Source organism: Fischerella muscicola PCC 7414 (genome assembly GCF_000317205.1).
GTDB lineage: Bacteria > Cyanobacteriota > Cyanobacteriia > Cyanobacteriales > Nostocaceae > Fischerella > Fischerella muscicola.
Map to the genome: position 1 here is coordinate 1 of NZ_AJLK01000061.1, position 20,741 is coordinate 20,741.

A 20,741-nucleotide genomic window follows, 5' to 3' on the forward strand; every position below is an offset into this window, starting at 1 on the left:
CAGTCTTGGACGCCACGTGCTACAACTGTTGGAACCCCCAAGGGCGCAGTGGCTCCTTTATGCCGGGAGAAGAGTCCACCGCAGTGGCTGGGCTTTCCGTGACGTAGACGCGCTCATAGGCTTAAGGTAAGGGTATGCGAACCCCCGTAGACGCCCGGAGGGCGGATTCAAGGTAGAGTACCCGGAGGGCTTAAGGTAAGGGTGGAGTGTGGGGGTGTGGGGAGTGTGAGGGGTGTGAGGAGTAAAACAAATAACCACCAACCACCAACCCTACCCTTACCTTAAGCCACTACGTGTCTACGGGTTCGCCAGTCCCCCTACCCTTACCTTAAGCCGCTACCTGCGGAAGCCGCTTCGCGTCTACGCGTCTACGTGACGGGAACCGCCTTTTTGGGGGGCTGGACTCACCACCAACAACCAACCATCAACAACCAACAACCAACAACCAACAACCAACTAAATTAATTGAGTGGCTACTTTCATAATGTGGGCATGATATTCAAAAGGTAAATTATCAACAGAAAGACTTGGCACACCTTTAATCCCGTCAATTGCAGGCCCATGCTTCACAATTGATTCCAAAATATAAAACTCTGTTTCTGAATTTAAGCCAGAAAGAATTGCTATTTTCCAATCAGGACGAAGTAAAGATAAAGCTGTTAATAAACCAGTTGCCCCCCAATTAGAAACACCACATACTATTAAATAATCACAACTAACAATACAAGCAATTTTTGCGCCATGCCGAATATGTTGACGAATTATATCTTGAGGAATGTTGCCCATACCTAATTCATTTCCACCATCACCAATCCCCACTGTGATGATATTTTTAGATGCAAATAAAAGATGTAAAGGTGCAGTATAGGCTGTAATGTCTTGTCCTCGCATATTGCGGACAATACCATCATGACTAGGGCCTGGTCTTTCTATGGAAATGAGATGAGAAATAGGTGTTTCTAAAGATTCCCATAAGCTCAGGAGTGAAGAAACCGCTTGCTGATTTTTTGTTGTCTCTACTGGCACAATATCAAAGGGAATTTCAGCTGTTATTCCTGCTGCTTGCACTGCTACTTTGACTGTACGAAAGCAAAGAGAATCTGTAATAATTCTTACAGGAATTCCCGCCCTCAGCAAACCTGCCGCTAACAGCGCACAACCAATCGGCCCATCGGTTTCCGGTGCAGGAGGATTACCGTAGGGCAAAAAAAAGCCTGTCATAATCGCCACATGGGGAGCAGGATGTTGGGCGATCGAACGAGCAGTTTTGAGTAGTCCTCCCCTTGTTGCTTCTACTAGGGGTTGAATTCCTCTGCCAACATCTTGCCCACAAATTGATTCTAGTTGAGTGATTTTGTGAATGATTTCTTGCCCTTTACCCTTTAACCTTTCCCCGATTTTGACAGAAGGTTTATTCATCTTTAATATCCGTGATGAACATGTGTCCAGGAGCATGAGTAATCGCTATCTCTGGTTTCGCCTGAACTATTGCAGTTTGCGTTGTCACACCACAAGCCCAGAATACAGGAATTTCTCCTTCATGAATAGTAACTGGATCACCGAAATCAGGAGAATTGATATCTGTGATCGCGATCGCATTTGGATCACCGAGATGTACTGGCGCACCATGGGATTTGGGAAAACGACTGGTAATTTGTACAGCACGAATAGCGTCAAGGGGCGATAAAGGACGCATGGAAACCACTAAAGGCCCAGAAAAGACCCCAGCTGGCATACAATTCAGGCTAGTTTTATACATCGGTACATTTTTGTTTTCTTCGATATGTCTCACAGGGATTCCCGTATTCAGCAGCGCCGCTTCAAAGGAAAATGAACAACCAATCAAAAAGCCAACAAAATCATCACGCCACAATTGTTTGATATCCGTAACTTCTTCTACCAGTTCACCATAGCGAAACACATGGTAACGAGGTAAGTCTGACCTCAGATCAGCACCTGGTGCAATCATACGAGGTTCGGGATCGCCGACTTCAGTTACATCCAATAATGGACAAGGTTTGGGGTTGCGATGACAAAACAACATAAAATCAAAGGCAACAGACTGAGGCAAGACGACTAAATTAGCCTGTACATATCCAGATGCAACTCCTGGAGTTGGGGCTTGATATTTTCCCTGGCGACACAGTTGCCGAACTTCGCTAGCAGTTAGTAGTTTGTTCATCACTATCTTAGTGGCTGGGCTTTATTTTTTAAAGAAAGTTAAGTAGTTGGAGATTATTAAACTTAAAATACTAACCAGTAAAATTAGTTTGAATTTTCCTATGTTCTCAGATATGGTTTTAACTTTATTTGGTTGATAAAGGCAGATGATATGAAAACGAAAAGCTTATTTATATTTGCGATGGGGGCTGTAATTTTAGGACTTTCTAGCTGTGCTATTAATACTAATGCGACTAGATCCAATTCTGCCATAAACACTCAAGCAGAGCAAGAAATTAAAATTGCTGGTTCTAATAGTGTTTATCCAGCTTTTGAGGTGTTAGCTAGTGCTTACGAGGTGAAAAATCCCACTACCAAAGTTTCAATACTCACACCTTCTTCATCAAAAGCAGGTATTGCTGGAGTTAAAGATGAATTGTTAGACATTGGAACTCTCAGTCGAGAATTGCAGCAAGAGGAAAAAGCAGACAAATTAGAATATTATTTACTTGCTAAAGACGGCTTTTTAGTTGCTACCCATCCCAGTGTTAAAAATATAATTAATGTGACTACTGAGCAACTGAAAGGAATATACAGTGGTAGTATCAAGAACTGGCAAGAGTTAGGTGGACCTGATGCTAAGATTGTTATCTTAGATAGACCAAAAGAAGAATTTGCTGAACATTTATTGCGGAAATATTATCTTGGTCAAGACCTTAAAATCTCATCAGAAGCTGTTGTTCTGCGTAGAGAAAGTGAATTGATTGCAGCCATTCAAAATACACCTTATAGTATTGGTGCTTTTTCTTTGGCATATGCTATTTCTCACAAATTACCAGTGAACTACCTTAGCCTTAATGGTGTGGAACCTAGCCTTGAAAATATTAAAAATAATAAGTATCCAATGGTTATACCGATTGGAATTACTATCAAAAAATCGCCTGCAAACTCTGTACAAGAATTTGTGAATTATGCCATGAGTCAAGCCGGGAAAGAAGAATTAGCCAAACATAACTTTGTTGTCTTTACACAGAAAAAGTAGGGCAGAAGCTAGCGTTGATTGTTGGTAGTTTTTGTCTGTTACGGGAAAGTATATCCGGTGTCGTAGGTTTTGGGTGAATCCGCTTGTATTATCTGTCTTTATAACTTTGAAGACACATTCATTTATTCAGCGATGTGGTCAAAGAATTTTTTTGCTATACTCCCAGTAACAGGATTTATTTTCGGTTGAGAATTTCGTTTTGGTTTTCACAAGCGTCTCTCCGAATCTAACTCTCTACAGCAATTGATTTGGGAGATGCCCTATGTCTATTTACGTCGGTAACTTATCCTACCAGGTTAGAGAAGAAGACCTGAGGGAGGTTTTTGCTGAATATGGTACAGTTAAGAAAGTTCAGCTACCTACAGACCGTGATACTGGACGGCTACGTGGTTTTGCTTTTGTAGAAATGCAGTCAGACGAAGAAGAAGAGCGTGCAATTGAAGCGCTAGATGGTGCTGAATGGATGGGAAGAGATTTAAAAGTTAACAAAGCAAGACCTCGTCCCGAAAGAAACAGTCAAAGAAGTTACTCTTCTGGTGGCGGAAATTGGGGTAACAGTGGTCGCAATAATCGCCGTTACTAAATTTATATAAAAAATTTTAAATCTTAGGTCTCCAGCAGATTTAATCAATGACTCAACTCTGCTGGAATATTTTTTCCTTTAGTTGATGCAAAGTATCCACCCATACCAGGAGTAATAACAATGGCGCAAGTAGTATTGGGAGAAAACGAAGGGATTGAATCAGCCTTACGACGATTCAAGCGCCAAGTCTCTAGAGCTGGTATATTCCAAGATATGAGGAAAAAGCGTCACTTTGAGACTCCATTAGAAAAAGAAAAGCGTAAAGCTGTTGCTAGGCACAAACAGCGCCGTAACGGCGGTTTTCGTTCCAGGTAAAATTTTTCAACTCTATATTCAGAAAAACCAAAAAGCCTGCTGATGTAGGCTTTTGTTGGGTAATAGGATTTTTTAAGAAACAAATAAGCCAGAACTAGTTACTGCTAAAGCACCAGCGATCGCTGAAGCAACTAGGGAAGCAAAAGCAGTATTAAATAACCACCAAGCAGCATCCGCCACTGCTTTTCTAGTTTCTATTACTTGCTTTTGAGTTTGTTGTTTGAGAGTAGCAAGACGTTTGTTAACTTCCTCTTGGATACGTTTGATACGCTGAAGCACACTATCTCTTGCCGCTTCAATCCTGTCAATAATCTTATTAGCTTGCTCTTGGGAAATATCCTCACGAGAGGTGAGGATAGCAACTAGGGTATCACGATCAAATTGACTGAGGCGATCGCGTAAGGCTTCCAATCCCACTTGGGGATCGTCAAACAACTTAGCAAAGTCTTGCTGGATACCTTCATAATTAAGTTCAGGACGATCCAGCGAGTTGAGATAGTTGCGGATTCTAGCAAAAATTCCATCAATCACCGATTGTAAGGAGTGCTGGAGTTGCTGATATTGTTCAACAATTGAGTTACGCACAGATTCGATTTGATCCACAATCCGATTCGCTTCCGCTTCTGAGATATCCTCCCGTTGAGACAGTAGCGCCACTATTGTTGAACGATCAAATTTGGCTAGGCGATCGCTCAAACTACCAATTCCAGTCCGGGGATCTTGCAGTAATAATTGCAAATCCCGTTTGATACCTTCTGGATTGAGTTCTTCTTTATGAGTGTTCCGCAGATAGTTTTCCAGATTGGCTTCAAAATCCAGAACTTGTCTAGTAGTGCGTGTTGCCAAGCGTCGCGGTACTCTGGCAATATTACCAATAGTTTGTTGTACCTGGTCGATAATGCGATTTACATCCTCTTCACTCAAATCTCCTCGCTGAGTCAGCAACTTCACCAAAGTTTCGCGATCTACCTGTGAAAGGCGATTTCGTAACGCCAAAGCACCTTCTTGAGGATTCTCCAGTAATTTTTCTAAATCTCGCTGGATACCTTCTGGGTTAAGTTCTTGCAAATTAGTATTGCGAAGATAATCAGCGATCGCTTTGGTAGTTTGTTCGTACTGTTCTTTTGCCTGATCAGCTACTTTTTGCGGTGCTTGCAGAATGTTATCGCGTACTTGTTCTAAATTATCGAGGATTTGGTTGACCTGTTCCTCACTCAAATCCTGTCGTTGACTCAATAATTGTACCAGCGTATCGCGGTCAAACTGCGATAACCTTGCCCGTAAAGCAGAAAATCCTGCTTGCGGATCTTCTAGCAGCATTCTAAAATCGCGCTTGATACCTTCAGGATTCAGTTCCTCTTTATTGGTATTCCGCAGATACTCTTCTACCCTTTGTCGCAGTTGATCAGCTTGAGTTCTTGCTTGTTCTTGCAGTTCTCTAGCACCATTCAAAACGCGATCGCGCGTACTTTCGAGTTGGCTAACAATATTATTAGCTTCCTCTTCACTGATGTCTTCACGTTGCTGGAGTAACTGCACCCATGTATCGCGATCGAATTGAGAAAGGCGCTGACTTAATTCTGCAAAACCAGCCTCTGGATCTGTCAACAGCGTAGCAAAATCTCGCTCAATACCTTCTGGATTCAACTCTTCTTTACTAGTAGAAAGCAGATAATTTTCAATCCGCGTACGCAAGTCTTGGGATTTTTCCCGTGCTTGGGCTTGGCGGACAGTTTCTAAAACTTCTTGGCGAATACTTTCCAATTGTTCAGAAATTTCTTTTCTTCTTGCTTCACTGATATCATCCCGCCTTGACAGCAAACTAGTAAGATATTCTTTGTTAATTTCCTCTAATTCGCGGCGGACTGTTCCAGGATCTGCATTCGGATCATAGATGACATATTTGAATTCATCTTTGATAGTAATACGGTTGAAATGCCAGGGTAAAGAATACAGAATGTAATCTTCAACATCTGCCTTAATAGTGTTGTAAGATAGTCCCGGCAATCTTTGGGTTACTTGTGCATTTGCCTGATCTCTCAGCTGTTTTAATTGCGAAGTAATTTTCTCAACATCTACTTCCTGAACTTTGTCTTTTAACTCTTCCAATTGATGAGTAATTTTGTCCACATCGATTGTAGAGAAATCTACCCTATTAATCACAGCAGGTACAGCAGCACTTAAGCCATATTGAATAGCTTGCTTAATGACACCATTACTTTGTTTACCATTACCTCCTGCGACTGTCACCAACTCCTGAAGTCGTTCACCTAAATTCTCAGACTTCAATTCTTCTGGACTAGCTTCCTTGAGCAAATTAATTACTTGCTGCGTTGGATTTCGGCGCTGCAAAACTTGCTGCCAAGCTGCTTCCAATTGCTCAGCAATTTGATTAATATCAGCTTTAGAAAAATCTGTGCGACTGCTGATTAAATCAACAAAAGTCTGACGATTGATATTTTGCAGCAAGTCACTATCAGCAATAGATTGTAAATCAGATTCACGCAGCAGCTTATCAAATTGACTGCGAATTTCTTTTAAATCCAGCTTTGGTAATTGTACAGAAGCTAAAGAACTTTGTAGTGTATTGCGGATACCTTCTGAGTCAAAACCTGATGTTAATTCCCGACGCACTGCGGCTGTAATATCTTCCGCAGTAGAAACCATCTGTTTTTGCGCGACGTTAGAACCAATAGTAGCACCTGCTACACCCATCAATCCTTGCAATCCAGAAGTAGCAGTGCTGACAACAGAACCAATTAGAGAACCAACAGCATTTGAACCTAGCCACATTAAAATTGCAAAGTAGGCAGACCAAATGACTACACCAATAATAGCTCCAACAAATGCACTACTAATCAAGCTAAGTTTCACTGCTAAAAAACAAGCGCTAAATAATGCAATACTTGCAGTTATTAGCGCCCAAATACCTACTTTAGCTTCTATTTTGCGAATCGCACCTCCCAAACTTTTTGACTCATCAGTATCTAAATCTATTCCTGATGAGATTCCTACAGCTACAGACAAGTTGGTTAATAGTAGTTGGAAGGCAAATGCCATAACCAATCCTGCTAGGAATGCCACCAAGAATTTTGCTCCCGAAAAAGCAAGACTTGCTTCTTCTGGAATGACAACAACCTGAGCCAAACTAGTAGGTACTAATCCAAAATCGAAGGGATACCATTTCAGAGCTAATTCTGCAATGGTTAACATAAATATTTCCCTCACTCTCGCTCAATTACACACTTCCTTTTTGAGCAGAAATGTGTTTACTTATTCAACCTAGCTAGCAGATTTTGGAACTGGCACTTCCTCTGGTTAGAAACACTTCTATCGTAAGTATGATTAAAAAGAGTGCATTTAATTTTCAGTATTAGCTTGATAGACGTAAATATTTCTTTCAGTTGACTTGTTTTGTTAAATTTCTACTGATTTACGTACAGCTAAAGTGAATTTAGTAGAAGAAACTAGGGGCTAAAAGAAGATGAACAAAGTTATCAACACTAGCAAAAAATATATTGTCTCTGCCATATTTTTGACCATAGCTGCCAGTCTTAGCAGTTGTAGTTCTAACCCTACTTATAAAGGTAAATTTAATATCACAACATCACCAACGCCAAACAGTGAAACTCCCGCACCTGCAACCCAATCACCAAGTCAAAGTACAGCCAAGCTCAACGTTCAACCCAGGAGTGAATCACCTACCACAGATAAAACTGTGAATGTCACTCTATACACAAGTGATACACAATGTCAAGAACTAGTTCCGCAAACAGTCACACTACCAGCACAGGAACCAGTGACAGCTGCGGTGGGTAAAATTTTGGAACAACGGGATAACGGTGACTTTAGCTTTTCTGGCTATCGAGTTAACATCAAAAACGGTGTTGCAACAGTAGATTTACGCCTAGATCCTAAGTCTCGACGGCAAATCACTTCCCTATCAAGTTGTGAACAATTTGCTTTATTTGGTAGTCTCCGCAAAACTCTCACAAGTAACCCGCAATGGGGAATTAAAGATGTTCGCTTCACTGAACGAGGCGAAGAGATAGTTTTATAGAAGAATTTGAGATTCACCATTTAACTACAATCGGCAGTGTCGAGGCAAAACTATGTACCTTACCTTCCTTACCATAATCAAATTCCAATTCTAGTTGATAGCGATCGCCCCGGGAAAATTGCACTAATCCTTGCTCAATTAGTGTTGTAACTTCACTAGATTTTGTATACCTATCCAACTGCCGCCTCAGAATGAATTCTGAGGCTAATAGCTAAAGTCTTCTAAAGAAGACTAGTGGTCTTTAAACCTAACTTTGAGGAGTTAGATAAAAAACCGCAGAGGCACAGAGAACGCAGAGGAAGAGGAGGAGAGGATAATACTAGAAATGGGTTTACCCAGCAAAGTTGACTTGCCAGACCACTAGGTAAATATAGAGAATTATTTGTAAGAAAACTCCGCGTTCCTCTGCGTTTAAATATAAATTATAATTCTGCTGGCAAAGTTCTTGGTGTCTTTGTGACTTGGTAGTTCATTTTTCATCCCTCATTCTGCAAACACAAATTTTGTTCTGCTTGGGGTGAAACGCCAGAAGAAGCATTACGTGAAGTAATGGTTGCAAAAGCTGCTTGGTTGGAGACAGCTAGCACTGAGGGTAAACCTATTCCCCAACTTAAATATCGTCCAATCATTTATCAAGTGGGCTAATTACAATAATAAAAGATATGGAATTTAACTACTCATATAAAGGCAACACAGCAGTAGTAGAAAATGGCGGCAACACCCAGATGTCTTTTTCTCCAGATACCAAGCGTCCGCCTACTTACTTCATCGGTGAACTACAACAAAATATTGCCTTTCGTGAAGCTATTAGTGCTTTGCATGATGTCGTAGTTTCCGATTTACGATAGAAACCCAAAGACAAAACCGCTTATAAAGAATGGCGTGCTAAACAAGATGAAATTGACTGGGATTTAGTTGCAGCTATGCGACAAGATGTCGCTGACAAAATCAAACAGTTGTAAACAGAAATGACTGCGCTAAATCAGCGTAGTTACGAAAGATGGCGTCCTTATTATCAAGCTAGGGAAAAATTTCGTCAGTTTGTTTGGCAAAAGCAACTAGATTTTTATTTTGTATTTGATCCAGTGATTACAGTTCATCCCGATGAAGTATTTTTTGAATGCTTCAGTGTGGATGAATCAACTTATGGACGTCTTGGTGCTAGCTACGAAGTATTTAAAAATATTAGTGAATTTGCTTGTGGAACAACAAATGTTGATTACTCCGCAGCACTTTATGATGAATTTCAAAAAATCCGCAGTTATAAAACTACTCAATTGCAAGTTGATCCTTCGGGTTTTGAAGTCCAAACAACTAACGAAGCAGCTTATAAAGAAGTCAAAATTGATTTACCAGATAGCTGGGTAAGGGGTTTTTTACAAGTCAGTTCCGCGATGTGTTTACCAGCGACACAGTTTGATTTACACCCGATGGATATTTATAATATATGCTTCGTCTTGCGTCGCCATAAAGAGAAGAAAGGGCCGGGTGACACAGGTAAGTGACCGAGAGGGGATGCTTGTATTAGCAGGTGATGTTCAAGACAAAGAAAAAATTTATCAGCCAACTTTGACGATTGATCAAGACGAGCGTATAATCGGTGCAGAATGTACTTGCAATTGGCATCAGCAAAATAAGCTGTATAAAGGCCCTTGTGAGCATATTCTGGCACTACGAATGCAACACGCTCGTCAGTGTAGATAAATCACACGTTTGTCGTTGGTATCTAACCTTGCAACTCGGACGGTGCGATCGCCGTCCATGCGTTCAGCCTAACCGCGCATCACTAGCCCACTCTTGACTGTGCGGTCTTACGGTAGCTATCGCTATTCCAGTTTGACTTCCAAAGAAGTGAATGAAGCGATAGCTACCGTGACCGCTTGAGTTGAGTGATCTAGTCCTGAGGGATTTACGAAGGGATAACCAACAATGACAAGCGTGTGATTTTTGATGTATCTATTTGCATAGAAAGAGTTTTGGGCTTGGAGATTTTTTCAGCCTGTTCTCTCGCGTTTCACCTGGCTGATATTAAGTGCCATTCTACTACTCGACCACATAAGTTTTGACTCTTCGCGAGGCGTCAGATCCCCGACTTTTTTAAAAAGTCGGGGATCTTGCAACCCATCAGAACTAATGAAACAGACTACTACGATCAAACATGAAACTTAGACCACAGGCCTATTCCTTCAAAATATTAGTGTTGACATCTATAATATTTCGATTATTCTAGAAATATGGCTAACGAAGAAACGGCTCGGTATGCAGATATCTTTGCTGCATTAGGGTCGGAACCACGCCTGGAAATAATGCGGTTGCTGTTTGCAGCTTATCCAAATGGGATGACTGTAGGGGAGATTCAGGAAAAACTCAAAATTCCCAACTCGACCCTATCGCATCACTTGGAGAAACTGCGGATTGAGGGTTTAGTTAATAGTCGTAAAGAGAAACAATTTCTGTGGTACTCAGCAAATGCTGAGACTATGGAGGATTTATTGACTTTTTTGTCAACAGGAAGAACAAGAAGTGAATTTATTTGTAGCGATCGCACTCCTCATGCAGTTAATAACACATCAATGCAGGAAGGGTTTATGTTGGAAAGATTTTTTGAATCTATTTTTGAAAAAATCTTTGGGTTTATGTCTGGTAGATTTCACCTGAAAGGTTTTGAAAGATTTACCCAAAAAGCGATTATAGCTATCAGAATTGCTCAAGGCGAAGCGCGTCGCTTAGGACATAATTTTGTTGGCACAGAACAGATTTTACTGGGATTAATTGGTGAAGGTAGTGGTATTGCATCTCAGTTTCTCACCTCCGTAGGTGTGAACTTAGAAAATGCTCAAATAGAGGTTGAAAAAATAATTGGTAGAGGTTTAGGAAACACACCTATAGATGTTCCTTTTACACCTAGAGCTAAGCGAGTATTAGAACTAGCAGTGGAAGAATCACGACAGCTGGGTGTAAATTACGTTGGTACAGAACATTTACTGTTAGGTATTCTCCGTGAAGGAGGGGGAGCAGCAATTAAAGTACTGCAAAATATGGGAGTAGATTTAACTTCTCTAGAACAACGTTTACGAAGAACTTTGACATAATTGCTGGTAATAGGTAATAGGTCATGGGTAATTGGTAATAGTAAAAATACCAATTACCACCTAGCCATCAACAGAAAATTTATCTACTTACATCGGTGTACATCTGTGTGCATCGGTATTCGTTTTCCAAAACATAAATTTTGTTGTGGCTTTAATTGACATCAGACATGAATTATGAGAAAACTCATAATTCATAATTTTCACTCTCCCGTAATAGAAAGTTCATCAACCCAAACTCGTGGACAAACTCCTGCGGGAGTCAACTCTAGTTCTTTTTCCACAAAAATAATTGACTTGAGAAGTTGCAGAAAATCACCAGCAACCGTTGCAGATTCAATACTTGTTTTGACACCCTTGTTAACAATCCAACCGTCAAAAGGTAGAGAAAAAGAACCTTGTAGTGATTTTACACCTGCATGGAGAGCTTGTAAATCATCGATAAAAATGACATTCTCAGCATTTTCCAAACTCAACTCTTGTGCCGCAGGCGAGTTGCCAAAAACATGATAAAAGTTAGGACTAACAGTAACTTTTGCCCCAATATTAGCATTACCCGTGGGTTTAGCATTCATCCGTTTGGCAGTACCAGCACTGTGTAGAAAGCCAGTTAAAATACCATTTTCAATTAATGCAACTCGACGAGTGGGAGTTCCTTCACCATCAAAAGATTCAGCCCCAACATTAGCAGGATGCAATGCATCATCGTACACAGAAAGTAAAGGAGATGCTATTTGCTTACCTAAATCATCAGGAGTAGATAAACTCTGTTTATCCAGAATATTTTGGGCATTAAACAAATTAGAAAAAGCACCCAAAAGACTTAAAAAAGCATCAGGCGAAAAAACCACTGTATACTTACCAGACTTGACCTTTTCATAGTTCAAGTGGCTGATAGTTTTCTCTGCTGTTTCTTGAATACAACCATTAACATCTAAAGTTTCTAAACTGCGGTTGATTCTAAAAGCACCAGCACTGCGGGGTTTTTTACCATCTTCCTCTGTTTTGCTGTAAAGATAAATTGATGCCAAAGAGTGAGACTCGGTTCTAATCGCATCATCGCTATTAAGATAAAACCTATCAATATCTCTTTGGGCTAAATTGTTATAAGGTACTCCTTGAATCGCTGGATGAGCAGCCAAAACTTCTTTTTCAGCCTTGAGCAAAGTTTCTATCAGTTGAGAAACTGGCACTTGTGGTGATTTTTCATGTTTTTGAACAGCAATATCAACAGTAGCCTCTGGACTAAAATCTGGCACATTTTCTTTGACACCAAAGAAACTGGCTTCATAGGCAGTTTTCAAAGCTAATTCTAGTCCTTTGGGGTCTACATCTGTGGTGCTGGTGACACCCATTGTATTCTCGTCATTCCAAACCCGAACAGTGACACCAGAAAGGTTCGAGGCTTTGACTTGCTTAGGCTCACCTTGATCTACTTGCACACTGGTTGCATCTGCACTTGAGCCATAGATATCGAATTTTTTAATGCCAAGTTTCTTTGCACTGTCCTTGGCATAATTTGCAATTTCGCTGATATTCGGCATACTCGATTTTAGATTTGATTGCTTTTATGTTTTGCTTAGTGTCTTAGTGTCTTGGTGGTTAAGAAAAAGATATATGAACCACAAAGACACAAAGACACAAAGAATTCTTTAGCGTCCACCAACGGTAATTGAATCTACTTTGATATGGGGTTGTCCAACTGTGGTGTAAATGCTGCCACTAACTGAGCCACAAAAACCGGGTGCTAAGGATAAATCTTGAGAACACATGGAAATTTTCTTCATAATTTCCTTAGCTTCACCAATCAAAATTGCTCCTTTGAGTGGCTTGGTGATTTTGCCGTTTTCTATTAGATAAGCTTCGTCTACACCAAAGTTAAATTGACCTGTAGCGCCAACACTACCGCCACCCATTTTTTTACAATAAATGCCTTTATCAACGGAGGCAAATAAATCTTCAGTGGCGTATTCTCCGGGTGCAATGTATGTGTTACGCATCCGGCTAGCAGCTGCAAAGGTGAAGTTTTGGCGACGTCCGCTACCTGTTCTGGGATGTCCGGTGCGCCAGGAACCTGCTCGATCTGCTAAGAAGTTTTTGAGAATGCCTTTTTCAATTAATAATGTTTTTTGGGCTGGCATACCCTCATCGTCCATATCAATTGTACCGAAGGCTTGCTCGGTACGCCCTTCATCTAAAGCGGTGAGGCTTTCGTGGGCAATTTTTTCGCCTTTTTTATCAGCGAAGGGGGAGGTTTTGCGTTCAATTTGGGTAGTTTCCAGGAGGTGTCCACAGGCTTCGTGGAAGATTACCCCACCAAAATGGTTAGCCATGATGATAGGATAAGTGCCTGATTCTACGTAATCTGCGTAGAGCATTTTGCCTGCGGATTCAGAGATATTTTCTGCTGCTTCTTGATAATCCCAGGTTTTGAGGAAGTTGGGATCACTGGTGTTGCCAGCACGTTCACCAATGGAAGCACGATGAACTCCGTCTGCACACAGGAGATTAAATCCTACAGATTGGGTGAGGCGAATGTCACGAGCAAAAGTGCCATCGCTAGCAGCAACTAGGACTTCTTGCCAATCTCGGAAATAGGTAGCACGACGGGATTGGATATGACTAGCTTTGCGTTGGAGTTGGGCAGTACCATCAAGGAGGATTTCTCCCATTTCGCGGATGGAACTACACAGAGGTAGCCAGCTATCTTTACCTCTTTTAGTGGCGTAATCTCTTAGTAGTTCTAAATTGATTTCGGGGATGAGAGCGTTCGGTGCAGGTAGCTGCAATCCCAGAATGGAAAGTCCTTTTTCTAAGGCTGCTTTCAAACCTACAAAAGATAAGTCATTGGTGCTGACGTAGCAATCTGCTTGTCCTTTAAAGACTCTGACTCCCGCACCAGTGGAAAGACGTGGTGTGATGCTGGTGATGGTGTCTTCTTCAGCAAGACAACTGATGTAGTTGACACGCTCTAAGAAAAATTCGATGAAATCAGCGCCAGCAGCGCGTCCTAGTCCCAGGAGGGTAGCTAGGGGAGCTTCCCAGGTTTCATCGAATCGTTCTGGTGTGGAGGAGTATTGCAGGGTGGGGAGTTGTTGGGAGAGAAGTAGCGTATTTGTGAGCATGAATATTCTCTTAAGTGCTGGCTGGTTTGGAGATTTGACTGAAATATCCTGGTGTGTTCTCAGTCTAACAAATCCGTAAATGCCGCACTTGGAGATTAGGTTTCGCGATCACCCTACAATTGATCAGGGTTAATGCCCAATTCTCGCAGTTTTGCTGCTAAACGTTCAGCTCTTAGGCGTTCTTGTTCAGCTCGTTGTGCTTCTTGTTCTGCTGGAGTTGGAATCCAGTTACCGTTGACATCATACCAGCGCAGCCACAAGCGATCAATATCTTGGTAAGTACCCTGCCAAAGTCCCAAGCCTAACTCTAATGTTGGCATCCACAGACGCGGTTCTGCCAAATTTACTTCTGTGTAGCGGTCTGCTTGGAGAATAAAGGCTCTGAGTATATCTGTGTAGCGATCAAAAACTATGTAATAGGGAACACGCAGTATCTGTTCATAAACCTGCCATTTTGTTGGCGGCTGATCCACTGCTCTGAGATTCTGTCCTAAATCTTCTTTTTCTGTACCAGGAGAAAGCAATTCTACCACAACGAACGGGTTAACTCCTTCTTGCCAAACCACATAAGTTAAACGGAGGTCTTTCCCTTCGTATAACCTGGAGACACCAACGACTGCATACCAATCAGGCCGTTTGTACCACAGAGGATGGCGAGAGTCGTAGTAAAGATTTAAATCGCTGGCGACAAAAACTTCATCTGGAGAATAAGTTGTCGGACGAAAAGTTTCCCGTAAAAGTTGGGGTTGGTATATATGAAATTCGTCAGGCAAACCAGGCTCCTCTGGATCTTCGCTCTTGAGATCATACATGGTTGGTAGAACTTCTTTGGGAGGAAGAGGAGGATCTATTTGGTACATGATATGGATTTGTGACCAACTAGATTTAGGTTAGCCAATGACTGATTTTTTTGCTAGCCTCTAGTTCAGAGTCAGGCTAATACTGTTGGAGTTGAGATACTTTTACCTACACACAATAATCAATTCAGAGTGTATTATAGGTCACATATTTCCATTTTAGATGCCAGAGCAGAAAATCCAACAACACAACTGAACGAACCGACTGCCCAGCCTCTCCACTGTGTTAGAAGGTGAATTACGCCTGCTGCGGGGAAGTGACCTTTAGGAGCATCTGAGGTGAAAGTTAGGTCAGAATAAAATAACCAGTTGTTATTGACGCGCCAGCCAACATGGTCACAAAATTTACACCAAATTTCATAATCATTATCACCTTGAGCGCCGACACTTTCCCAAATACCCTTTTGCACACTTAAGCCAAAGCGTTCATTGCTGTACTTTAGCCACAACTGGTCTATGGTACAAAGATCAATGCAGGGAAGTTGATTGATAGATTGGATATTTAGCCAGCCTTCTTTTTCTCTACCTGCTGCCTTTAGCAGCAAAGTCAGGGTTTCTCGATCTGCTTGTTTCCATTTGCCAGCTGCTAAGAGATCCTTTAATCGCTGATAGTTTATTTCTAGTGCAGAGTAGAGATTAATATCCTGCTCTTTAATATTATGTATATTATTACTTTTATCGTTTTTAAAGTCTGAGTTGAAGGCTGCAATATTGTTGCGTTTGAAAAAATTTTCTGTTGTTTTATTTACCTCATTCTGATAATTATTAGTGCTTGTTACTTCTAATGTTTGGAGTGGTAAACTTAACCTGCCATTTTTTTCTAGAGAAGAGGCAGGGAGTACAATATTGGTCTGAGAATATAAAAATTCAGCCCGCAAAGAAGCGATTCTTTGCATTGCTGCGATCGCATCTATATCTGGAGTAAAAGCCATAATATTTGCCTGCATCCATAGTTGCTCTGCTAGTTCCAGATTTTTGTCGGCTTCAGCCTGAAAAGCGCTGATTTTGAGTTGAGAAATATCGTCTAAGGTAGCATGTTTTGGTAGAAGAATCAGGTGTGACTTTGCTTTTGGTTCAACAACTATGTGGGGTGTCTGTGGAGCATGTTTATATTGATGAACAAGTTGTGGCACTCGAAACCTGAGATACTGATTCAAGCGATCTAGTGTAGCACATTGTCCCTGATGGTCTAAACCTTCCTGTAATGCATAAGTAAACACTCCTTGTTGCAGTGCATCAATTTCATAGGAGTATTCATCAGAACTACAGGAAAAAATGCTGATGAATCCGTTTTGATGCACTAATTGTTGAGTCTGTCGTCCAAATTTTTCCCCAAATGTTTTGTTTTGATCACGACAAGCATCAAAGATGAGAATAATATTACCAGCTCCACAACCACGCAATCTTTCCGTTAAATAAAAAACAGATATTGCCGTATTTTCTACATCGTGTGGATTACCGTTACAGGGCATGATGTAGTCTTGATTAGCGTGTACTATGCCATGACCACTAAAGAAAAACCAAAAGTTATCTCCTGGTTCCAAGCAGGGTTGCTCAAAAAAATCCTGTAAAAATTGCAACAAGTTATTCTGGGAAGGATGAGTTGAAGCCTCAAACCCTTTGGGTGAGTCATCACAGAACATGCAAACCTGCTCAAAACCGATTTCATTGCAGAAAAAATTCTGCATTAACTGTGCATCTTGCTTTGCATACTTGAGTGGTTGTAGGAACTCGTATTGGTTAATACCGATTACCAATGCCCAGTTTTTTGTCATTTTTAGTTGTGTACCACTTGAACTTTAGTGTAATTGCTCCTTTTTGTGTTGTTAATAGACGGGAAAGTAGCTTACCCGCCAACAATAACCAAACAGGAGCATAGGTATAAAAGAGACTTTGCATTGAAAGTCTCTACACTAATTACGTTAGATATCAGAGTTCTTCAGGACATATGCAAAAAAGTTAGATGCGATCGAGTACAAGTATGATGCCACTCCATCTATGATTTAATATCGCTGCGTTCTACATAATAAGAACCCAATACCAAAGCATCCATATGAGTTCTTAAAAAACATTGAATCGCTTCAGTGGGAGTCCGAACGATGGGTTCATTTTCGTTGAGAGAAGTATTGAGAACAATGGGAATACCTGTGCGTTGAGCAAAAGTATTAATTAAGTCCCAATAGAGAGGATTTGTTTGACGGCTGACACTTTGTAAACGCCCTGTACCATCAACATGAGTAACAGCAGGAATTAACTCTCTTTTTTCTGGGCGAATTTTAAAGACTTTTTCCATGAACGGCGCAGGTTCATCGAGTTCAAAATATTCACCGACTTTTTCTTCAAGAATACTGGGAGCGAAGGGACGGAACTTTTCTCGGAATTTAATTTTGAGGTTGATAATGTCGCGCATGTCTAGGCGACGGGGATCGGCTAGCAAAGAACGATTACCCAAAGCCCTAGCAGCAAATTCCATTCTGCCTTGGAACCAACCAACTACTTTACCTTTACACAAAAAGTCAACAACTTGGTGTAGTAGTGCTTCTCTTTCTAGATGTTTGGGTTGTAAGTCATGAGACTGCAAGGCTAACAAGCATTCTTCATCAGTAAATTCCGAACCCCAGTATGCATGATTTAAAACAAAATTGCGGGGTTGTTTGAGCATTTGATTCCAAACAAAGAAGGCTGCCCCAATACATGTACCATTGTCAGCAGCGCCCACCGGAATATATACGTTTTTAAATGGAGTATTTTGAGTAATCTTGCCATTGGCAACAGAATTCATCGCTACACCACCCGCTAAACAGAGATTCTCGCTCTTGTAGCGATCGCTCAAGCGGTTAATTAAATGAAATATGATCTCCTCGGTTACTGCTTGCAGGGATGCAGCAATGTTTTGATGCTTGGGGGTAAGTTCTAATTTAGGTTGTCGCGCCGGGCCGAATAATTTTTCTAGTTCTGGGCTATGGAATGGTGCAACGCTGGGTGCGCCATTGTCCCACTTCATGGCGATACCTTGCTCATGGTGAGTGAAATAATCTAGGTTCAACTCAAAACTATCGCCCTTAGGATAAATAATTCGCCGGAAGGCTTCTAGATATTCTGGTTCCCCGTAAGGTGCTAAACCCATAACTTTATATTCATCACCATAGGCAGGAAAACCTAAGTAGAGAGTGATGGCATTATAAAGATAACCAATAGAATGAGGATAATAAGTACGGGAGAAATACTCCAGGCGGTTGCCTTCACCTGCCCCTGAGAGAGTACTCACAAAGTCACCCATGCCATCAATAGATAAAATAGCAGCTTTTTCAAAGGGAGAAACAAAGAAAGTACTGGCTAGGTGGGTTGTGTGATGCTCTAGTGTGTGGATAGGAGCGCTAATATCTTCTGGTTGACAGTAGCAAGCCTCTGCTAACTGTTCCTTGAGGCTGGCAGATTTACTTTGTTTGCTGAATCTATCTAACAACGATGAAAGAGAAGGACGTTGTTGTAGAGTAAAAAGTAGTTTGCGGTTGAGGTTGGCTTTGGGGTTGAAAGAGACAGCGACATGATCCAAATCTGCTGCGCTGATACCACCTACTTGCAAACAATAACGAATAGATTGAGCAGGGAACCCAGCCCAGTGTTTAATGCGGGTGAAGCGTTCTTCTTCCACTACAGCAACGAGTTGACCGTTTTGGACTAGGCAAGCTGAAGCATCACCGTGATAGGCGTTAATTCCGAGAATGTTCATTTAAGTTCGACTCTTTTTATCGGTTTGTTAGAAAAGCTTGAATAAAGCACGAATACAATCACGCAGGATAGTTAGTGGCGATCGCTTGTATGAATACCAAATCTTAAGGAATTGAACAATGTGATGCAAGTACTAACTCCAAGGTCTTTTGCCAGTGCGGCAAAGTGATTCCAAATGTATGAGACAATTTCTGACTATTTAACAGGGAATAAGCTGGTCTGGTTGCAGCTGTCGGATACTCCGATGAAGCGATCGCTGTCAATATTTTCAGCTTCAGCTGGGAACGTTTAGGATCGTGTGCAAAAATTGACTTAGCAAAGCCGTACCAGCTAGTTTGTCCACTTGCACTTAAATGATATATCCCACTCTTGCTAGCTAGAAAACTAGACACATTCCCTGAAGCCTGAGCCAGTATTTGTGCGGTAACTTCAGCAATCATTCGGCTCCAAGTAGGTGCGCCAATTTGGTCATCAACAACCCTGATTTCTTCTCGCTCCCGAGCTAGCTTCAGCATCGTCAGTAAAAAGTTTTTACCTCGCCCTCCGTAAACCCAACTAGTACGTAAAACTAAATGTGGTACGTCGACCGCAGCGATCGCCTGCTCACCTATTAGTTTTGTTTTCCCATAGATATTTTGCGGGTCGGGTTTATCTGACTCAGTATATGGCATTGCATAAGTGCCATCAAATACATAATCCGTGGAATAGTGAATGATGGCTGCACCTAATCGTTTTGCCTCCTCTGCCATGACACCAGGGGCAATACCGTTAATCGCCATTGCCAAATCTGGTTCTGATTCTGCCTTATCTACCGCTGTATAAGCAGCAGGATTGACAATCAAATCGGGTCTTACCTCTCTAATGATGTGGCGAATAGAGTCTGGCTGAGCTAGATCCATGTACCAATTTGTGTTATTGGGGTTGCGTCCGACAGCAATTACTTCACCCAAAGTCATCAGGGTTCGCTGTAGTTCCCAACCAACCTGTCCAGTTACACCCGTCAGTAGGATTTTCATACAAACACCTCTGACTCTTGCAATAATTTACCTGCTTTATCTTTAGCAGAAAGAATTGCTTCCTCTTGAAGTGGCCAGGCGATCGCTAAATCAGGATCATTCCACAGGATAGTGCGCTCATACTGCGGTGCATAGTAGTCTGTAGTTTTGTATAAAAAATCAGCATATTCAGAAAGCACCACAAAACCGTGAGCAAAACCAGGTGGTATCCAAAGCTGCCGTTTATTTTCTGCTGTTAGATAAGTACCAATCCATTGGCCAAAGGTGTTGGAGCTTTTCCGCAAATCCACAGCCACATCAAATACCGAACCTGCTACTACTCTCACAAGTTTTCCCTGCGGTTGCTGAATTTGATAGTGCAAGCCACGCAAGACGTTTTTCGCAGAACGAGAATGATTGTCTTGTACGAAATGCTCGGCAATACCTGCCTTTTCTAGTAAAATCTTTTCGTTATAACTCTCATAAAAGAAACCACGCTCGTCACCAAAAACCTGTGGCTCAATCAAAAGCACATCAGGAATTTCTGTCTGGATGATTTTCATGAAAATAGCCTAATTAACTCCAAAATTTTTGGCTCTATTTGATGAGCGAATATAGTTAAATTGGGATGCATTCAATACTATAAGAACAACTACTATAAGGATTTAGATATAGTCTGAGTTGGCTTGTAGCTTTGTTTGTTGAGCTAGTGTATTCAACTCTAAAAGCGATTTGTCATACCGAGTTGCATTCATAGATATTACCTCACCCCCTGCCCCTCTC

General features: G+C 41.4%; 18 protein-coding genes and 2 pseudogenes. 9 read left to right on the plus strand and 11 right to left on the minus strand.

Going from position 1 to position 20,741, the window contains the following annotated elements:
• Positions 1-456: 456 nt before the first annotated feature.
• Complete coding sequence (locus tag UYI_RS0108870) at positions 457-1,419, minus strand: DUF4392 domain-containing protein (RefSeq protein WP_016866317.1); 963 nt, start codon at positions 1,417-1,419, stop codon at positions 457-459.
• The gene (locus UYI_RS0108875; protein ID WP_016866318.1) at positions 1,412-2,182 is read right to left on the minus strand and encodes a putative hydro-lyase; all 771 of its coding nucleotides are present in this window, start codon (positions 2,180-2,182) and stop codon (positions 1,412-1,414) included. The genes UYI_RS0108870 and UYI_RS0108875 overlap by 8 nt, the downstream gene beginning before the upstream one ends.
• 150 nt (positions 2,183-2,332) lie before the next feature.
• Here UYI_RS0108875 and UYI_RS0108880 point away from each other — a divergent pair, with 150 nt between their 5' ends.
• The 3 genes from UYI_RS0108880 to rpsU all read left to right on the plus strand — a co-directional run bounded on the left by UYI_RS0108880 (position 2,333) and on the right by rpsU (position 4,100).
• Complete coding sequence (locus UYI_RS0108880; protein ID WP_016866319.1) at positions 2,333-3,202, plus strand: substrate-binding domain-containing protein; 870 nt, start codon at positions 2,333-2,335, stop codon at positions 3,200-3,202.
• Between the two features lie 262 nt (positions 3,203-3,464).
• Positions 3,465-3,785 carry an RNA recognition motif domain-containing protein gene (locus tag UYI_RS0108885; protein ID WP_016866320.1) on the plus strand — a complete coding sequence of 107 codons (321 nt, stop codon included), beginning with the start codon at positions 3,465-3,467 and terminating at the stop codon, positions 3,783-3,785.
• A gap of 120 nt (positions 3,786-3,905) precedes the next feature.
• Positions 3,906-4,100, plus strand: coding sequence for a 30S ribosomal protein S21 (rpsU, locus tag UYI_RS0108890; RefSeq protein WP_016866321.1), 195 nt, complete (start codon positions 3,906-3,908; stop codon positions 4,098-4,100).
• A gap of 72 nt (positions 4,101-4,172) precedes the next feature.
• On the opposite strand, the gene UYI_RS0108895 is transcribed toward rpsU, so the two are convergent.
• Entirely contained in the window at positions 4,173-7,313 is a 3,141-nt protein-coding gene (locus tag UYI_RS0108895) for an anion permease (RefSeq protein ID WP_016866322.1), read from the minus strand.
• 271 nt (positions 7,314-7,584) lie between these two features.
• Between UYI_RS0108895 and UYI_RS0108900 the strand changes: the two genes are divergently transcribed.
• Positions 7,585-8,160: a GerMN domain-containing protein gene (locus tag UYI_RS0108900; RefSeq protein WP_016866323.1), complete on the plus strand. Its 576-nt coding sequence runs from the start codon at positions 7,585-7,587 to the stop codon at positions 8,158-8,160.
• A 476-nt stretch (positions 8,161-8,636) separates the two neighbouring features.
• On the opposite strand, the gene UYI_RS38255 is transcribed toward UYI_RS0108900, so the two are convergent.
• Positions 8,637-8,789, minus strand: a complete 153-nt coding sequence (locus tag UYI_RS38255; protein WP_016866325.1) for a hypothetical protein — start codon at positions 8,787-8,789, stop codon at positions 8,637-8,639.
• Positions 8,790-8,822: 33 nt separating this feature from the next.
• On the opposite strand from UYI_RS38255, the gene UYI_RS38815 reads away from it, so the two are divergent.
• From UYI_RS38815 to UYI_RS38835, 5 genes and pseudogenes are all read left to right on the plus strand, one after another.
• On the plus strand, positions 8,823-9,008 hold the full coding sequence (locus UYI_RS38815) for a hypothetical protein (protein WP_026085835.1): 186 nt from the start codon (positions 8,823-8,825) through the stop codon (positions 9,006-9,008).
• A gap of 120 nt (positions 9,009-9,128) precedes the next feature.
• Positions 9,129-9,665, plus strand: coding sequence for a hypothetical protein (locus UYI_RS38820; protein ID WP_026085836.1), 537 nt, complete (start codon positions 9,129-9,131; stop codon positions 9,663-9,665).
• A complete protein-coding gene (locus tag UYI_RS38825) occupies positions 9,649-9,864 on the plus strand; it encodes an SWIM zinc finger family protein (RefSeq protein ID WP_235147925.1) in 216 nt (71 codons plus the stop codon). The genes UYI_RS38820 and UYI_RS38825 overlap by 17 nt, the downstream gene beginning before the upstream one ends.
• 530 nt (positions 9,865-10,394) lie before the next feature.
• A pseudogene (locus UYI_RS39590) lies at positions 10,395-10,643 on the plus strand (ArsR/SmtB family transcription factor); the annotation flags it as partial.
• 153 nt (positions 10,644-10,796) lie between these two features.
• Positions 10,797-11,246, plus strand: a pseudogene (locus UYI_RS38835) (Clp protease N-terminal domain-containing protein); the annotation flags it as partial.
• A gap of 206 nt (positions 11,247-11,452) precedes the next feature.
• On the opposite strand, the gene UYI_RS0108935 reads toward UYI_RS38835, so the two are convergent.
• From UYI_RS0108935 to rfbC, 7 genes are all read right to left on the minus strand, one after another.
• Positions 11,453-12,793, minus strand: coding sequence for a TldD/PmbA family protein (locus UYI_RS0108935; RefSeq protein WP_016866327.1), 1,341 nt, complete (start codon positions 12,791-12,793; stop codon positions 11,453-11,455).
• Between the two features lie 108 nt (positions 12,794-12,901).
• Positions 12,902-14,374 (minus strand): TldD/PmbA family protein, encoded by a 1,473-nt coding sequence (locus UYI_RS0108940; RefSeq protein ID WP_016866328.1) that lies wholly within the window; start codon positions 14,372-14,374, stop codon positions 12,902-12,904.
• Between the two features lie 113 nt (positions 14,375-14,487).
• Positions 14,488-15,234: a Uma2 family endonuclease gene (locus UYI_RS0108945; protein WP_016866329.1), complete on the minus strand. Its 747-nt coding sequence runs from the start codon at positions 15,232-15,234 to the stop codon at positions 14,488-14,490.
• Positions 15,235-15,368: 134 nt separating this feature from the next.
• Positions 15,369-17,006, minus strand: coding sequence for a GUN4 domain-containing protein (locus UYI_RS0108950; RefSeq protein WP_016866330.1), 1,638 nt, complete (start codon positions 17,004-17,006; stop codon positions 15,369-15,371).
• Positions 17,007-17,227: 221 nt separating this feature from the next.
• Positions 17,228-18,964, minus strand: coding sequence for a carbamoyltransferase family protein (locus UYI_RS0108955; RefSeq protein WP_016866331.1), 1,737 nt, complete (start codon positions 18,962-18,964; stop codon positions 17,228-17,230).
• 103 nt (positions 18,965-19,067) lie between these two features.
• On the minus strand, positions 19,068-19,979 hold the full coding sequence (gene rfbD, locus UYI_RS0108960; protein ID WP_016866332.1) for a dTDP-4-dehydrorhamnose reductase: 912 nt from the start codon (positions 19,977-19,979) through the stop codon (positions 19,068-19,070).
• Complete coding sequence (gene rfbC / locus UYI_RS0108965) at positions 19,976-20,521, minus strand: dTDP-4-dehydrorhamnose 3,5-epimerase (RefSeq protein WP_016866333.1); 546 nt, start codon at positions 20,519-20,521, stop codon at positions 19,976-19,978. The genes rfbD and rfbC overlap by 4 nt, the downstream gene beginning before the upstream one ends.
• Between the last annotated feature and the right edge of the window lie 220 nt (positions 20,522-20,741).

Excerpts from the sequence above, each read along its gene's own strand:
- UYI_RS0108870 (WP_016866317.1), bottom strand. The coding sequence starts at position 1,419 with ATGAATAAACCTTCTGTCAAAATCGGGGAAAGGTTAAAGGGTAAAGGG.
- UYI_RS0108875 (WP_016866318.1), bottom strand. The coding sequence starts at position 2,182 with ATGAACAAACTACTAACTGCTAGCGAAGTTCGGCAACTGTGTCGCCAG.
- UYI_RS0108880 (WP_016866319.1), top strand. The coding sequence starts at position 2,333 with ATGAAAACGAAAAGCTTATTTATATTTGCGATGGGGGCTGTAATTTTA.
- UYI_RS0108885 (WP_016866320.1), top strand. The coding sequence starts at position 3,465 with ATGTCTATTTACGTCGGTAACTTATCCTACCAGGTTAGAGAAGAAGAC.
- rpsU (WP_016866321.1), top strand. The coding sequence starts at position 3,906 with ATGGCGCAAGTAGTATTGGGAGAAAACGAAGGGATTGAATCAGCCTTA.
- UYI_RS0108895 (WP_016866322.1), bottom strand. The coding sequence starts at position 7,313 with ATGTTAACCATTGCAGAATTAGCTCTGAAATGGTATCCCTTCGATTTT.
- UYI_RS0108900 (WP_016866323.1), top strand. The coding sequence starts at position 7,585 with ATGAACAAAGTTATCAACACTAGCAAAAAATATATTGTCTCTGCCATA.
- UYI_RS38255 (WP_016866325.1), bottom strand. The coding sequence starts at position 8,789 with ATGATTGGACGATATTTAAGTTGGGGAATAGGTTTACCCTCAGTGCTA.
- UYI_RS38815 (WP_026085835.1), top strand. The coding sequence starts at position 8,823 with ATGGAATTTAACTACTCATATAAAGGCAACACAGCAGTAGTAGAAAAT.
- UYI_RS38820 (WP_026085836.1), top strand. The coding sequence starts at position 9,129 with ATGACTGCGCTAAATCAGCGTAGTTACGAAAGATGGCGTCCTTATTAT.
- UYI_RS0108935 (WP_016866327.1), bottom strand. The coding sequence starts at position 12,793 with ATGCCGAATATCAGCGAAATTGCAAATTATGCCAAGGACAGTGCAAAG.
- UYI_RS0108940 (WP_016866328.1), bottom strand. The coding sequence starts at position 14,374 with ATGCTCACAAATACGCTACTTCTCTCCCAACAACTCCCCACCCTGCAA.
- UYI_RS0108945 (WP_016866329.1), bottom strand. The coding sequence starts at position 15,234 with ATGTACCAAATAGATCCTCCTCTTCCTCCCAAAGAAGTTCTACCAACC.
- UYI_RS0108950 (WP_016866330.1), bottom strand. The coding sequence starts at position 17,006 with ATGACAAAAAACTGGGCATTGGTAATCGGTATTAACCAATACGAGTTC.
- UYI_RS0108955 (WP_016866331.1), bottom strand. The coding sequence starts at position 18,964 with ATGAACATTCTCGGAATTAACGCCTATCACGGTGATGCTTCAGCTTGC.
- rfbD (WP_016866332.1), bottom strand. The coding sequence starts at position 19,979 with ATGAAAATCCTACTGACGGGTGTAACTGGACAGGTTGGTTGGGAACTA.
- rfbC (WP_016866333.1), bottom strand. The coding sequence starts at position 20,521 with ATGAAAATCATCCAGACAGAAATTCCTGATGTGCTTTTGATTGAGCCA.